Source organism: Qipengyuania sp. 902 (genome assembly GCF_051195295.1).
Lineage (GTDB): Bacteria > Pseudomonadota > Alphaproteobacteria > Sphingomonadales > Sphingomonadaceae > Qipengyuania.
Genome location: NZ_JBNJLJ010000002.1, coordinates 621,427 through 635,583 on the forward strand (window position 1 = coordinate 621,427; position 14,157 = coordinate 635,583).

At 64.7% G+C, this 14,157-nt stretch carries 15 protein-coding genes; 5 read left to right on the plus strand and 10 right to left on the minus strand.

Going from position 1 to position 14,157, the window contains the following annotated elements:
- The first annotated feature begins 68 nt into the window (after window positions 1-68).
- Window positions 69-485 carry a DUF6628 family protein gene (locus ACSH0F_RS08125; protein WP_435201637.1) on the plus strand — a complete coding sequence of 139 codons (417 nt, stop codon included), beginning with the start codon at window positions 69-71 and terminating at the stop codon, window positions 483-485.
- Here the strand turns inward: ACSH0F_RS08125 and ACSH0F_RS08130 are convergent.
- Together ACSH0F_RS08130 and ACSH0F_RS08135 are read right to left on the minus strand one after the other, a co-directional pair.
- On the minus strand, window positions 482-1,687 hold the full coding sequence (locus ACSH0F_RS08130; RefSeq protein WP_435201639.1) for a trans-sulfuration enzyme family protein: 1,206 nt from the start codon (window positions 1,685-1,687) through the stop codon (window positions 482-484). The two genes, ACSH0F_RS08125 and ACSH0F_RS08130, sit on opposite strands and share 4 nt — an antisense overlap.
- A 40-nt stretch (window positions 1,688-1,727) precedes the next feature.
- Window positions 1,728-2,252 (minus strand): TetR/AcrR family transcriptional regulator, encoded by a 525-nt coding sequence (locus tag ACSH0F_RS08135; RefSeq protein WP_435201641.1) that lies wholly within the window; start codon window positions 2,250-2,252, stop codon window positions 1,728-1,730.
- A gap of 90 nt (window positions 2,253-2,342) precedes the next feature.
- Here ACSH0F_RS08135 and ACSH0F_RS08140 point away from each other — a divergent pair, with 90 nt between their 5' ends.
- Together ACSH0F_RS08140 and ACSH0F_RS08145 are read left to right on the plus strand one after the other, a co-directional pair.
- Window positions 2,343-2,627 (plus strand): hypothetical protein, encoded by a 285-nt coding sequence (locus tag ACSH0F_RS08140; protein WP_435201643.1) that lies wholly within the window; start codon window positions 2,343-2,345, stop codon window positions 2,625-2,627.
- 144 nt (window positions 2,628-2,771) lie between these two features.
- Window positions 2,772-4,043, plus strand: a complete 1,272-nt coding sequence (locus ACSH0F_RS08145) for a phospholipid carrier-dependent glycosyltransferase (protein ID WP_435201645.1) — start codon at window positions 2,772-2,774, stop codon at window positions 4,041-4,043.
- Window positions 4,044-4,129: 86 nt separating this feature from the next.
- Here ACSH0F_RS08145 and ACSH0F_RS08150 read toward each other — a convergent pair whose 3' ends face one another.
- The 5 genes from ACSH0F_RS08150 to ACSH0F_RS08170 all read right to left on the minus strand — a co-directional run bounded on the left by ACSH0F_RS08150 (window position 4,130) and on the right by ACSH0F_RS08170 (window position 7,991).
- On the minus strand, window positions 4,130-5,260 hold the full coding sequence (locus tag ACSH0F_RS08150; protein ID WP_435201647.1) for a glycosyltransferase family 2 protein: 1,131 nt from the start codon (window positions 5,258-5,260) through the stop codon (window positions 4,130-4,132).
- Window positions 5,261-5,292: 32 nt separating this feature from the next.
- Entirely contained in the window at window positions 5,293-6,360 is a 1,068-nt protein-coding gene (leuB, locus tag ACSH0F_RS08155) for a 3-isopropylmalate dehydrogenase (RefSeq protein WP_435201649.1), read from the minus strand.
- Complete coding sequence (gene recO / locus ACSH0F_RS08160; protein WP_435201651.1) at window positions 6,357-6,956, minus strand: DNA repair protein RecO; 600 nt, start codon at window positions 6,954-6,956, stop codon at window positions 6,357-6,359. The genes leuB and recO overlap by 4 nt, the downstream gene beginning before the upstream one ends.
- Window positions 6,957-6,988: 32 nt before the next feature.
- On the minus strand, window positions 6,989-7,234 hold the full coding sequence (locus ACSH0F_RS08165) for an accessory factor UbiK family protein (RefSeq protein WP_435201653.1): 246 nt from the start codon (window positions 7,232-7,234) through the stop codon (window positions 6,989-6,991).
- A gap of 199 nt (window positions 7,235-7,433) precedes the next feature.
- A complete protein-coding gene (locus ACSH0F_RS08170; protein WP_435201655.1) occupies window positions 7,434-7,991 on the minus strand; it encodes a TspO/MBR family protein in 558 nt (185 codons plus the stop codon).
- A 151-nt stretch (window positions 7,992-8,142) separates the two neighbouring features.
- On the opposite strand from ACSH0F_RS08170, the gene ACSH0F_RS08175 reads away from it, so the two are divergent.
- Window positions 8,143-9,252 (plus strand): NAD(P)/FAD-dependent oxidoreductase, encoded by a 1,110-nt coding sequence (locus ACSH0F_RS08175; protein ID WP_435201657.1) that lies wholly within the window; start codon window positions 8,143-8,145, stop codon window positions 9,250-9,252.
- Here ACSH0F_RS08175 and gorA read toward each other — a convergent pair.
- A complete protein-coding gene (gene gorA, locus ACSH0F_RS08180) occupies window positions 9,249-10,613 on the minus strand; it encodes a glutathione-disulfide reductase (RefSeq protein WP_435201659.1) in 1,365 nt (454 codons plus the stop codon). The two genes, ACSH0F_RS08175 and gorA, sit on opposite strands and share 4 nt — an antisense overlap.
- Window positions 10,614-10,791: 178 nt before the next feature.
- On the opposite strand from gorA, the gene ACSH0F_RS08185 reads away from it, so the two are divergent.
- Entirely contained in the window at window positions 10,792-11,874 is a 1,083-nt protein-coding gene (locus ACSH0F_RS08185) for a mechanosensitive ion channel family protein (protein ID WP_435201661.1), read from the plus strand.
- A gap of 123 nt (window positions 11,875-11,997) precedes the next feature.
- Here the strand turns inward: ACSH0F_RS08185 and ACSH0F_RS08190 are convergent, their stop codons facing one another.
- Both ACSH0F_RS08190 and ACSH0F_RS08195 read right to left on the minus strand, forming a co-directional pair.
- The gene (locus ACSH0F_RS08190) at window positions 11,998-12,684 is read right to left on the minus strand and encodes a CDP-alcohol phosphatidyltransferase family protein (RefSeq protein WP_435201663.1); all 687 of its coding nucleotides are present in this window, start codon (window positions 12,682-12,684) and stop codon (window positions 11,998-12,000) included.
- A 66-nt stretch (window positions 12,685-12,750) separates the two neighbouring features.
- Window positions 12,751-14,130: a DEAD/DEAH box helicase gene (locus ACSH0F_RS08195; RefSeq protein ID WP_435201665.1), complete on the minus strand. Its 1,380-nt coding sequence runs from the start codon at window positions 14,128-14,130 to the stop codon at window positions 12,751-12,753.
- Window positions 14,131-14,157: the final 27 nt, after the last annotated feature.

The following is a 14,157-nucleotide window of genomic DNA, read 5'->3' on the forward strand; positions in this document are numbered from 1 at the left end:
CCGCGCACCTTTCAACTTGCGAATGATTTGCAATAGCATATTATCGCAGACCGAAGGAGGAATTTGCGATGACCCACCGATCCACCGCGCCCGCGCTCGACCTGCCACTGCCTGCCCACCGCGAATTGTCGCTGGCGCTGGTTCTCGTCAGGCGCATGGCCATGGCAGGCCCCGACGACTCGCGTGCGGCAATGCTGGCATTGAACGTAGCGGGGAGCGGATTTCGCCGTTTGCTGGTGCTGGCTCGGTGCTTCGTCGTCGAACTCGCACGATCCTCGCGCCGGACACTCACGCTCGCGCCATGCTGCGCGACTGGAATGACGCGGGACGAGGGGCTGATGGTCGACCTGCTGCGCAATGCCGATCTCGCCACCTATGCCGCGCTGACCGAAGATGCGCCCTGCCACCGCGCTCGCTCGGCAGCGCAAGCGCTCGGAGAGGAACTCAGCGCGCTGGCCGCGCGCAAAGGCTGGCGCGGGGGCTAAAGTCCCGCCGCAGAAAGCGCACGGTCGAGGTCCTCTTTGAGATCCTCGACATCCTCCAGCCCGACATTGATCCGCAGCAGCCCCTCGGTCACCCCCATCGCGGCGCGGCCGTCTTCGCCCATATTGGCGTGGGTCGTGCTCGCGGGATGGCACATCAGGCTGCGCGCATCGCCGATATTGTTGGAGATATCGACCAGGTCGAGCGCGTCGAGCACGGCGAAGGCCGTGGCGCGGTCGCCGACGTCAAAGGCGAAGATCGGGCCGGTCGCGACCATCTGCTTCATCGCCAGATCGTGGCGAGGATGGCTCGCCAGGCCGGGATGAAGCATTCTCGGCACGCGCGGCTCGATGAAAGCGCCTAGCGCAACCGCGTTCTCGCTCTGGCGACGGGCGCGCAGGTCGAGCGTTTCGAGGCCCTTCAGGACCACCCACGCATTGAACGGCGCGCAATTGGGGCCGGTGTTGCGCTGGAACGGCAGAAGAACCTCGTCGATCCATTCCTGCGATCCGCAGACCGCGCCGGCGAGCACCCGGCCCTGCCCGTCCATCAGCTTGGTCGCGCTATAGGCCACCACGTCCGCGCCATATTCCATCGGCTTCTGAAGTGCGCTGGTGGCGAAGGCATTGTCGACCACGGTGGTGATCCCATGCGCCTTGGCAACGCCGCAGACATGCGCGACATCGACCACGTCGAGCGTGGGGTTGGCGGGTGTCTCGAAGAAGAACGCCTTGGTGTTCGGCTTGATCGCCGCTTCCCAAGCATCGTCGTCGGCGCTGTCGATCACGCTGGTCTCGATGCCGAAGCGCGGAAGCAGATGATCGAGCAGCCAGCGGCACGAGCCGAAGGCCGCGCGCGCGCCGACCACGTGATCGCCCGCCGACAACTGGCACAGCAGCGCGGTGGTCATCGCCGCCATTCCGCTCGCCTGCGCGCGGCAGGCCTCGGCGCCTTCCATCAGCGCGATGCGCTCTTCCAGCATGGCAACGGTCGGGTTCTGGAGGCGCGAATAGGTCATGCCCTGCATCTCGCCCGCGAAGCGATCGGCGGGGGTCTGCGCATCGTCGTAGGTATAGCCGCTGGTGAGGAACAGCGCCTCGCTGGTTTCGCCATGCTCGCTGCGCCAGGTGCCGCCGCGCACGGCCTGCGTCGCGGGACGCCACTTGCTGGTAATCGAGCGATCGGTGCCGGTGGTCTTCTTCATAGGCCGCGCGATAGCATAGGCGAGCGGCGCGGCAAGCGGGTCAGCCTTCCAGCGCGGCAAGCCCCGCTTCGCCGACATCGGGACGTCCGACAGACCGCAGCATTTGCGCCCCCTCGATCACGGTCATGACTGCGCGCGCACCGGCCTGTGGGTCGGGGTCGCTCTCCGGCAGATGGTCGACCACCCAGGCGAGCAATACGTCCATGATCCCTCCTGCTGGGTCGAAATAGGCTGCATTGTTGTTCGAGCACCCGGCGACGATGTCCCACCAGACGCGAAGAAAAGGCGCGAATTCAGGCCTGCCGGTAATCTCATACACCGTCTTCGCACAGGCACGCCGCGATGGTGCACGCTCCTGCGGAAAGGCGGTATCGAGCGCATTGGCGAACATGCCGGCCAGATATTCGAGGAGAGCGGCGACCAGAGCTTCTTTGTTGCCGAAGTGGTAGAGCAGCATCCGGTCGCTGGTGCCCGCCGCGCTCGCAAGCGGGCGAAGCGAGGCGGCGGCGAGCCCATGCTCCATCACATGGCTGGCAAGCAGCGGCAGCAGCGTTTCGCGAGACATCCGGGCAGGCGGCATGGCGACGCTTGTAGCGAGCGCTACAACACGCTACAAGTGTAGCACTCGCTACACTCGACTCGGGAGCCTGCCGTCATGACGCCGTATATTGCTCTTTTTATCGGGGGGCTCGTCGCCGTCCTCGCCGCGCTCGGCTACATGCTGGCCAGCCACGAAAAGACCGGCAGCCCGATCCTGGCAGCCATGCTCTCGGCCGCCTTCGGTGCCTTCACAGCCGTCACGATTGCGACCGAGGGCGTGATGCCGTCTGGCTCAACCACACGAGCAATCTGTGGGGTGTACAGGTTTGGTGGGACCTGCTTTTCGCGTTGGGCGTGGCCGTCTTCCTGGTTTTGCCGCGGGCGAGAGCGCAGGGCATGAAGGTCCCGCTGTGGATCCTGTTTGTCGTCGCGACAGCCAGTATCGGCCTCCTTGCGATGGTCGCGCGCCTGTTCTGGCTGGAGTCGCGCACAACTTCGTGAACGCGCTTGTCGGGGCACGGGCCTCTGCCTAAGCCCTCGCGCGATGAGCCGCGCGCCCGAGCAACCCGTCGATCCCTTGCGCTGGTGCGGCGCGCTGGCGCTGGCATTCTGGCTGGCGACGCTGCCGTTCCTGACGGTCGTCCCGCACGCCTATTTCGACGAGGTCCATTACCTGCCCGCCGCGCGCGAGCTGCTGGTGCTGGGCGAATTCACCAATCGCGAGCATCCGATGGTCGGCAAGGAGCTGATCGCGCTCGGCATCGCGCTGTTTGGCGACACTCCCTGGGGCTGGCGCCTGCTGCCGACGCTGTTCGGCACGCTCGCGCTGTTCGCCAACATGCGCGCACTGAGGTTTGCGACATGCAGCCGCTTCGCGACGCTGACCTACGGCGTGTTGCTGGCGACCGGATTTCACCTGTTCGTGCATGCGCGCATCGCGATGCTCGACATATTTTACCTCGCCTTCCTTAGCGTGGCCGCATGGCAGTTCGCCGCCGCGATCCGCCAGCCCGAACAGGGCCGCTGGCGGCTGGCGCTGACCGGCATTGCACTGGGCCTGGCGATGGGATCGAAGTGGAACGCGTTGGTCGTCGCCACACTACCGGGACTGACCTTCCTGATCGCTCGCGCGCTGGCCGGCCGCCGCCGCCTGCTCCTCAGCCGCCGCGGCGCGCCGGTGCCCGGCATCACGCTGGTGGAGGCGGCGCTGTGGCTCGGTATAATACCGCTGCTGGTCTATGCGGCGACGTTCCTCCCGGCCTATCGTTTCACCGTGAACCCGATCACCGAGGGGCTGGTGTTCCACCACCGGTTCATGCTCGATCTGCAGACGCAGGTGCTGAAATCGCATCCTTACCAGTCGACTTGGCAGGATTGGGTGCTGAACGCGCGCTCGATCTGGTATCTCTACGAGCCGGTGGACGGCGTGCAGCGCGGGATCATGCTGATCGGCAATCCGCTGACGATGTACCTTGGCCTGGCCGGGCTGGCGTGGTGCCTGTTCCACGGCCTGCTCAGCCGCAACTGGGCCGCGCTCGGCGTGGTGATCCTCTATACAGTGAGCCTCGGCTTCTGGATCGTCGCCGCCAAGCCGATCCAGTTCTACTACCACTATTCGCTGTCGAGCTTCCCGCTGCTGGCCGCATTGGCGCTCGCCTGCGACGCGCTGTGGCGCAACGGCTGGCGCAAGACCGCCCTCGCCCCGATCGTGGGCAGCGTGCTGGTGTTCGCGTGGTTCTACTCGATCTTGTCTGCCGAGCCGCTGGCAGGTCCCAACAGCTTTGCGGTGTGGACCTGGATCGAAGGGTGGAGGTGATTTTTGTGGGGTGCGGTCAGGACATCCGTCCTGACCTTGCTGTTCATCAAGCTATCGACGGATGTCGATAGCGCACAAAATAAAACTCAATACCTACCCCAGACGAAGCGGCTCGACAGGGCGTAGTTCCATACCGAGCCGATGCCGATGCCGACCAGTGCTGCGAGCATTTCGTGCAGGCCGCGGTCGTGCAGGGTCGTCGCCACGGCGACATTGGCGAAGGCGCCGATGGAGCAGGCGGCAATGAAGCTGAGCCAGCCCCAGAACACCTTGTCTGCCGATTTCAGGCGCCGGTCGCGGTAGGTGAGGAAATTGTTGAGCCAGAAGTTGAAGGTCATCGCCCCGAAGGTCGCGACTGCCTGGCTCCAGCTGAAATCCGTGCCTGCGACCAGCAGGAAAGCGTAGAGGATCGCCATGTGCACGCCGATGCCCAGCACGCCGACGGTGCCGAACAATGCGAAGCGGGTCGGGATCACGCGGCCGAAGCTCTTGTCGTAAAGCCCGGCAAGGAAATCGAGCGCAATCGCGCGATCGAGCTTGGATTCGCCGGAGCGGCGAGCGGAGAAATTCATCGGGAAATCCTTCACCTTGAACGGTGTGTCCGAAGTGGCAAGCAGGTCGAGCAGGATCTTGAAGCCGATTCCCGAAAGATTCGGTACTAAGCGCCGCGCGGTTTCGGCGGGCAGCAGGAAAAACCCGCTCATCGGGTCGGAGAGCTCCACACCGGTCAGCTTGCGGGCGAGGAAATTGGCGACGCTCGACAGCTTCTCGCGGTCGGGACGGCCCCATTCCTCCATGCTCGCGCCTTCGGCGAAGCGGCTGGCGACGGCGACTTCGGCCTCGCCCGATTTGACTGCGGTAAGCATGTCCACAAGCAGCTTGGGATCGTGCTGGTGGTCGGCATCCATCACCGCGACATACGGCGCAGCGGTGGCGCAGAAGCCTTCGATCGCGGCACTCGAGAGCCCGCGCCGGCCGATGCGCTGGATCACGCGGACCCGGCTGTCGGTCAGCGAGAGGCGGCGCGCCTCGTCGCTGGTGCCGTCGGCGGAATTGTCGTCCACGATCAGGACTTCCCAGCCGCTCGCGCCCATCGCGCCCTCGATCCGCTCCACAAGCGGCGCAAGATTGTCGCGCTCGTTGAGCGTCGGCAGGATGATGGCGAGGTCCAGCGGTCCGGTCCGGTCGGCCACGACGGGCTGCGTTTGCGGGTTCATATCCATTGCATGACGCGAATATCCGCCAATCCTCAAGATATGGTTAGCAGCTTCCTAACAATGGCGTCGCCGATCTCCAAGGTCGAAGCGCTGCCGCCGAGGTCGCCGCCGAAGACGCCGTCCGCAAGGATGCCTTCCACCGCGCGTTCGACCCGCATGGCATCCTCTTCGCGGCCCAGCGAATGGCGTAGCAGCATGGCAAGGCTGAGGACGGCAGCGACCGGATTGGCCTTGCCCTCACCGGCGATATCGGGCGCGCTGCCGTGGATCGGTTCGTAGAGGCCGAAAGTGCCGTACTCCGTCTGCCGCTCCCCCAGGCTGGCGCTGGCGAGCAGGCCGATGGAGCCGACGCAGGCGCTGGCCTGGTCCGACAATATGTCGCCGAAGAGATTGCCGGTGACGATCGTGTCGAACTGGCTGGGCGATTTCACCAGCTGCATCGCAGCATTGTCGACATACATGTGGTCGAGTTCGACGTCGGGATAGTCCTTCGCCACCTCGATCACCGTCTCGCGCCAGATGCGGCTGGTTTCGAGGACGTTCGCTTTGTCGACGCTGGTCAGGCGCTTGCTGCGCCCCATGGCAGCACGGAAGGCGACATGCGCGATGCGGCGCACCTCGGCCTCGTTATAGGACATGGCGTCCCAGCCCTCGCGCCCGCCGGCGCTGCCGCGCTCGCCCTTTTCGCCGAAATAAACGTCGCCATTGAGTTCGCGCACTACCAGCAAGTCGATGCTGCGGGCGACATCGGGCTTGAGCGAGGACAGGTGCTCGAGGCCCGGAAAGCCCGCCGCCGGGCGCAGGTTCGCGAACAGGCCGAGCTCGCTGCGCAGGCCGAGTATCGCCTGTTCGGGCCGCAGTTCGCGCGGCAGATCGTCGCAGGAAAAATCACCGACCGCGCCGAACAGCACGGCGTCGGCAGCGCGGGCCATCTCCAGCGTTTCTTCGGGAAGTGGATGCCCGTGGCGGCGATAGGCGACCGCACCGACATCGCCTTCGAACAAGGTCAGCCCCGGCAGGTCGAGCGCATCGAGCACGCGCCGCGCCTCTGCAGTCACTTCGGGTCCGATCCCGTCGCCGGGAAAAATCGCAATCTTCATTCCACCATCCGTGCCAGCCGCTGCCTCAAGAGCTGCCTTGCGGCTAGAACGTCGGCGCGGGTGTCGGCAAGCAGGTAGCGCGCGATCAACGGCTCCTGGCGGTCGAGAATTTCCAAGGCCTGCCCAAGGTCGGCTATCGCGGGCCGCTCTCCACCATAGCCCAGCTCGCGCAGCAATAGCGCCTCATAGACCGCCAGCGCCTCCACCCATTGCCGCGCAGCATCCGCAGAGCAGATCGCCTCGAGCAACCCGCCGAGCGCCGCGTAGAGCGTGGGATAGGCGTTGCGCTCCGGCAGCACGGCGGCGGTCAACGCAGTGATCCAGGCAATAGCGGCGGAGGGGAGCGGCTCGGACAGCCACGGCCCGCGGCTCGTCACCAGCTCCAGCCGGGCGAAGGGCAGCTGGTTGTCCGACTTCGCGCGGATCTCGGCCTGCACGATATTGCCGGGGATCACGACCGGCCGGAGTTGCCGCCCGCGACCACCCGCGACATAGGCCGCGACCACGCCGCTCTGCTCGGTCAGCATGCGTGCGATCACCGCCGTCTCGCCATGCGGGCGCGCGGCAAGCAGTATGGCAGGGGCTGTAAGGTGCATTCTCGTCCCCTACCGTGTGGCAGGGGTGAAGATCACTTCGCCTTGGCTTCCAGAGCCGCGACGCGGGCTTTCAGGTCTTCCGCTTCCTCGCGGGCCTTGCTGGCCATCATCTTGACCGCGTCGAACTCCTCGCGGCTGACGAAGTCCATCCCGCCGAGGGTTTCCTTCGCCCGCTCCCGCGCCGCATCGCGCGCTTCGCGGCCCATGCCGGCCAAGGTACCGGCTGCCGAGTTGGCGAGTTTGACGAAATCAGCGACGAGGGGGTTCTTGGATTGCATGGGGATGCAGATGGGGCGCAGAAAACCCTTTGTCTAGAGTCCTTGTTGCGTGTGGGAAGCGCATCCGCGCTTCCCTTGGCTGTTCCATCCCGCTCCCCCACCCGGCCACCCAACCAGTATAGTGCCGTGGGTGACCGGGTGGGGGAGCGGGATGGAACAGCGAGGTCAGGACGAATGTCCTGACCGCACCCGGCAAAAACTAATTCCCTATTCTCACCCGCTCGACCGCGCCGCTGTCGTTCGCGGCGGCTCCACCATCGGGGTTCAGCTGCAGGAACTGGAAGTTGAGTACCCCGGCAAACAACACCCAAGCGAGATACGGCAACAGCAGCAGTCCGGCCGCCTTGCGGACTTTCCAGAACAGCGCGATCACCGCCACCAGCGTCACCGCCATCAACGCGATGACCACCAGCGCGCCCATGATCTGCTGGGCCCCGAAGAACACCGGTGTCCACGCCAGGTTGAACACGAAATGCGCAGCGAACATCCACAAGGCTGCCGTGCGGCCCCGCGCGCCCCAGGCCGAGGCGACCATGGCGACGGCAAGGCCGATCATCACATAGAGCACCGACCAGACGATGCCGAACCACTTGGGCTCGGGATAGATCGCGGGTTTTTCAAGCGACTGGAACCAGGCCGAATCCGGGCTGCCGACCATGCCGCTAAGAAAGCCCAGCAGGAAAATCAGCGGCACGGTAAAGAGCGTCCAGCGAATGAAACTCGCGCGCAATTGTCCGCGCGAAGCCAACGTGTTCATGCAATCTCCCCGAAATCGGCGAATCGTTCAGCAAGTTGTGGCGAGCCATGCGCGCAGGTGCAATGCGCGGCACCGCTTCGTCCCGATCCGGTGCGATTGGGCTACGCTGGCGCTATGCGAGACCGCTAGAGCGGCCTATCGTGGGCAGATCATGCAGACGGTAGACTTCCTCGTGATCGGCGCGGGCATCGCCGGCCTCTCCGCCGCCGCGCGGCTGGCGCAGCATGGCCGCGTAGTAGTTTGCGAGGCGGAGGGTTCTCCCGGCGTACACGCCTCGGGCCGCAGTGCCGCCTTCGCGCATTTCGATATGGATGCGCCGCTGGTGCGCGCGCTCACCGCAGCGAGCCTGCCGCTGCTCGAGGAACCGGGAGCGCGCAGGCACCCCGCGCTGTTCATCGCCTTGGAGTGGCAGGAGAGCGATCTCGACCGCGTCGAGGCCGGCTATCGCGAATGGCAGCCGGACGTACGGCGGCTATCCTCGGACGAGGCGCGCTCGCTCGTGCCTGTGCTCCGCGAAGGCGAGAACGGGATCATCGGAGCGCTGCTGGACGAAGCCGGTCGCAAACTCGATGCCCATGCGCTGCTCGAAGGGCACAGGCACGCCTTGGTCGCGGCAGGAGGCGAGATCGCGACACAATCGCCGGTGACGTCGCTGCGTCACGACGGCGCGGCGTGGATCGTCGATACGCCGGCCAACAGCTACTCGGCGAAGGTCGTGGTCAACGCCGCCGGAGCCTGGGCCGACGCAATCGCGCGGCTGGCGGGCGTCGCTCCTATCGGCCTGACGCCGCTGCGGCGCACGGTCATTACCTTCGATGTGCCCGATGGCATGGACGTTTCGGCATGGCCCTTCACCAAGACGGTCGGTCCCGGCTTCTACATCGAGCCGGAAGGGCGCAGCCGCCTGCTGGCCTGCCCAATGGATGAGCATCCGTCCGACCCATGCGACGCGCAGCCTGAGGAGGAGGATATCGCCTTGACCGCCTGGCGCGTCGAGCAGGCGACGACGCTCGCCATCCCGCGCCTTGCGAGCAAGTGGGCCGGGCTCAGGACCTTCACCCCCGACCGCCTGCCGGTCTGCGGCTTCGATCCGCAAGCTCCGGGCTTCTTCTGGCTAGCCGGCCAGGGCGGCTTCGGCCTGCAGACCTCGCCTGCAATGGCGCTCGCCGCCGAAACATTGGCGACTGGCGCGAAATGGCCTGAGGAATTGCAGGCCGTCGGCGTGACGCCGGACCCGCTATCGCCGAGCCTCTTCGCCTAGCGCATCAGCACCAGCTCTTCCGCCATCGTCGGATGGATCGCGGTGGTCGCATCGAAATCCGCTTTCGTCAGGCCCGCCTTCACCGCGATGGCGGCGGCCTGCATCATTTCCGGCGCCTCGGGAGCGATCATATGGATGCCGACGATCTTGCCGCTATCGCCGTCGCAGACCATCTTCATGAGGCTGCGCTCGTTGCGGCCCGCCAGAACATTCTTCATCGGCCGGAAATCGGAGAGATAGACCTTCACGCTGCCAAGCGCATTCTTTGCCTCGCCTTCGGTCATTCCGACCGCTGCGATGGGCGGATGGCTGAAGACGGCGCTGGGGATACAGCTATGGTCGACCGCGACCGGATCGTGCCCGCCGAAAACGGTGTCAGCGAAGGCCTGGCCCTCGCGGATGGCAACCGGGGTCAGCTGCACGCGGTCGGTCACGTCGCCGACGGCATAGATGTGGTCGACATTGGTCTTGCTGAAGCGGTCGACCTTGACCTCGCCGCCATCGCCCAGCTCCACGCCCGCCGTGTCGAGGCCGAGCCCTTCCGTATTGGGAATCCGTCCCACGGCGAACATCACGAGGTCGGCCTTCTCCTCCTCGCAATCGGACATCTTCACGAAGTAGCCGCCTTCGTCGCACGGCTTGATGTATTCGAAAGTCGTGTTGAAGCGGAACTTGATCCCCTTCATCGTGCTGATCTGCAGCAGCCGGTCGCGCACCGCTTCGTCATAGCTGCGCAGCAGGCGGTCGCCGCGATTTACGATGTGCACATCGCAGCCGAACTCGTTGAAGATACCGGCGAACTCATTGGCGATGTAGCCACCGCCCGCAATGATGATCTTCTCGGGCAATTCGTCGAGATGGAAAGCCTCGTTGGAGCTGATGGCATGCTCGCCCCCCTGGCATTCCGGCATGCGTGGCCGCGCCCCGGTGGCGATCAGGATGTACTTCGCCGTGACGGTCTTGCCGCTCGCCAGCGTGATCTCGTGCGGGCCGGTGATTTCGGCACGTTCCTTGAGGATGGTGACATCGTGGTTTTCGAGCGTGTCGGTATAGGCACCCTCGATCCGCGTCACATCGTCGAGCACATTGTCGCGCAGAGTCTTCCAGTCGAACTTGCGCTCGCCGATTTCCCAGCCGAAGCGCTGGCAGTCTTCCAGATCCTCGGCGAAATGCGCGCCGTAGACGAGCATCTTCTTGGGCACGCACCCGCGAATGACGCAGGTGCCGCCGACCCGGTGCTCCTCCGCGATCGCGACCTTCGCCCCGTGCGCGGCGGAAACCCTGGAAGCGCGCACCCCGCCCGACCCCGCACCGATGGTAAAGAGGTCGAAATCGTATTCGCCGCCGGGTTCTGTCGCCAAAATCTGTCTCCAATCTTTGTTCGTCGTTGCAATTGGGGCCTTCGGGTGGACAGCACAAGGGCCTTACCCGATCCGTTCCGTGCCGCTGCGCAGGGGAACCGCAAGCCTGTGCGATCCATTGCAACGATAGTCTCTGGGAGGGGATGCTGCCCGAACCCGCAACACATCGGGAGACAGCATGAAGCAACCGATTGCAGAATTCGTCGAGGGTGGGGCCGAGTTCCTGCCCTATCCTTGGAACTACCTCGCTTTCGCCACTGCGGCGACCGCCGTGGCGCTTGCCATCCACTGGCTGGCATTCCGCCTGCTGCGCCGCTTCGCCAGATCGTCGAACAGCGAATCCGACGATATGCTGGTCCGGCGGCTGGCCTTGCCGACGCGGGTCGCGTTGATTGCGCTAGCCCTGGTTATAACCGCGCGCGAGATACCCGCCTTCGAAGCGATCTGGCAAAAACTTGCTGGCTTCATCATGCCCGCGCTGATCGGCTGGATCGCACTGGCAACCCTGCATGCACTGGTGGAGGCGATGAAGCTTCGCGCCGACATCACCGTGGCCGACAATCTTGCCGCACGGCGACGGCGCACACGGCTGACCATGCTCAGCCGGATCGTCACTTTCATCATCGTCTTCGTGACCGTGGGGTTGATGCTGCTTTCGATCCCCGGGGTCCGCGATATCGGCGTAACGCTTGTCGCATCGGCGGGGCTTGCGGGGCTTGCCGTTGGGGCGGCGGCGCAACCCGCGCTCAAATCATTGATCGCCGGGGCGCAGATGGCACTGACCGAGCCGATCAATATCGACGACGTCGTCATCATCGAAGGCGAGTGGGGCAGGATCGAGGACATCCGCACCACTTATGTCGTCGTGAAGATCTGGGACGAACGGCGACTGATCGTGCCGACCACGCGTTTTCTCGAAGACGCATTTCAGAACTGGACGAAGAAGACCGCGCAGCTGCTCGGCTCGGTGATGCTCTACCTCGACCCGGCGACGAAGATTGCGCCGATCCGGGCTGAATTCGAACGGCAGATCAAGGCGAACGCCCTTTGGGACGGACGCGTTCAGGTGGCGCAGGTCACCGAGACAATGCGTGATGCGATCGAGTTCCGTCTGTTGATGAGCGCGAAGGATTCTTCCGCGCTGTTCGATTTGCGCTGTGACATTCGCGAAGGCATGCTCGAATGGCTGGCCGAAACGATGCCCGAAGCCTTCGCGCGGCTGCGCATAGCCTCTCCGGATATGGGAGCCGTTCCCAACTGAACCGCGCCAGTGCGGCTCCGGCGGCGGCGCGGGATAATGTTAGCTCTGCGCAGGTCTCTCGCCGAAGCGATGCCGGAATTAGGGAAAGGCGGCCAAATCGTTTCGATAGAATCAAAAACAGCGTCAATTTCGCGGCGGTTCTTCCACCGCCAGTCGCCTCGCGACCTGTACCGTCTGGATGACGAACAGCGCGACCAAAAGGCAGCCTACCGCCCCGACAAACAGGTCGAAACCGTTGAGCTGCCAGAGGATCGGCGCTTCCGGACCTGCATAATACATCGCCAGGGTCAGCGCGATGAGGACAAGGCGCAGCTCGGTGGGTCCGGCATTCATGTACGACAGCCGCAGCTCGCCGAGAACGCGAACCGACAGGAAGGCATGAATGGACATCAGCAGATATCCGGCCAGGGCGATCAGCGCGACCTCGAGTTCGACGTAGGGGCTTAGTCCGATGCCGACGACCAGCAGCGTCGTCGCCAATCCATCGCAACTATGATCGAGGAAATAGCCATATCGCGGGCGTTCGATCTTCCGGTAACGCGCCAGACTGCCGTCGAGCGAATCTCCGAACCAGTGAACCACATATCCGGCCACTGCGAGCCAGAGCCAGTCGCGGTCCGCGTTGCTTCCGAGATACCCCACGAATACCAGAACCGCTCCGACCATGCCCAGAGCGGTCAGCATGTCGGGCGAAACCCGCCGCGGCAGCCGCGCGCATAGCCAGTTGAGAGCCTTGCGCTCGACGCGAGCGACGAGGTTTTCCTGAATGCGGTCGATCGGAGTTATCTTCGGCTTGAATCCGGGTTCCATCTGTCAGCTCCAGCAGACCGTAGATTTAACGATATTTGCGCGTGGCGAGTACGTGTGTCCAGTCGGTCAGCCCTGCGCGGCGCGCGAGCGGCTGCGATTGCGGCTCCGATTGCGGCCGCCGCCGGGCTTCCCACCCTGCGGACGGCCCTGACCTGCGCCTTCGGGCTTGCCCTTACGCGCGGTGTGCTTCTGCTTCGGCTTGGGCTTCTTCGCCGCGCCGCCAGCCGGGCGCACCTTCGGCTTGGCGAGACGCGGTTTCTGCTCGCGCCTGGTCGGCCCGACGCCTTCGACCACGGCGCGGAAATTGTCCGGGAGCGGCAAGCGCTCGAACTCCGCATCGGTCTTCTTGCGGATGTCCTTAAGGTAATCGCGCTCGTCCTCGGCGCAGAAGGCGATCGCCACGCCATCGCGGCCCGCACGCGCGGTACGGCCGATCCGGTGCACGTATTGTTCGGGCACGTTGGGCAGCTCATAGTTCAGCACGTGGCTGACGCCGGGAATGTCGATCCCGCGGGCAGCGACATCCGTCGCGACCAGGATCGGCGTCTTGGCGCGCTTGAACTCGTCGAGCGCGCGTTCGCGCTGCGGCTGGCTCTTGTTGCCGTGGATCGCATTGGCCGGGACCCCCGCCTGGCCGAGCTTCTTCACAATGCGGTCGCAGCCATGCTTGGTGCGGGCGAAAACCAGCACCCGCTCGAACTTGCCGGGTACCTCATGGCGCTCTTTCAGGATCATTTCGAGCAGGGTCTGCTTCTCGTCCTGCTGGACCATGAAGAGGTACTGGTCGATCCGCTCCGCCGTGGTGCTTTCGGGCGTCACGCTGACCTTAGCCGGGTTGCGGCAATACTTGCCGACCAGTTCCTGGATCTGCTTGGGCATGGTGGCACTGAAGAACAGCGTCTGGCGGTCTTCGGGCACCAGTTGGCTGATCCGGCGCAGTGCATGAATGAAGCCGAGGTCGAGCATCTGGTCAGCCTCGTCGAGGACGAGGATTTCAACCTTGTCGAGCGTGAAGGCCTTCTGGTCGATGAGGTCGAGCAGGCGGCCGGGCGTCGCGACGAGGATGTCGGTTCCACGGTGCAGCTTGTTGCGGTCCTTGTTGACCGAGGTGCCGCCGACGATCGACTGGACCTTAAGGCCCGCCATCGCGCCGTAATCCTTGGCGCTCTGGGCGATCTGGCCGGCGAGTTCGCGCGTCGGCGCGAGCACCAGCATGCGGCAGGACTTGAACGGCGTCTGGTTGTCCGCCTCGCGCAGATTGTCGATGCTCGGCAGCATGAAGGCTGCGGTCTTGCCGGTGCCGGTCTGGGCGATGCCCATCAGATCGCGGCCTTCGAGCACCGGTGGGATGGCCTGCGCCTGGATCGGCGTCGGCGTGTCATAGCCCTTCATGTCGAGGGCCTGGAGGACGGGCTGCGACAGCCCGAGGTCGGTAAATTTAGTCATAAACGCTCGCAAAAAATATGCGGCGCG